General features: G+C 51.0%; 1 pseudogene. It reads left to right on the forward strand.

Annotated features, from left to right (window positions below):
• Positions 1-239: pseudogene (locus tag HBA93_RS23320) on the forward strand (O-antigen ligase family protein); the annotation flags it as partial.

Here is a 239-nt window from a genome sequence, read left to right on the forward strand (position 1 = left end):
TGTAATGTTCAAGCCGTTAGTGGCTATTCATCAGTTCAGTTCCGAATTGGGCGACGAGCAGTTAGGGAACTGGCGCGGCCATTTTGCCCATAAGAATGTCGCCTCTGCAGCCATGCTGGTCAGTGGCTTCTTCGGGCTCTACCTGAAAGATAAAGGCTATCATCTTGCGGGCTGGCTGATCCTTGTTTTGTCGGTGTTCTTTTTGATGCATACCGGCGGCAAGACATCGACAGCCATGT

The organism is Ochrobactrum sp. SFR4 (assembly GCF_019730395.1).
GTDB lineage: Bacteria > Pseudomonadota > Alphaproteobacteria > Rhizobiales > Rhizobiaceae > Pseudochrobactrum.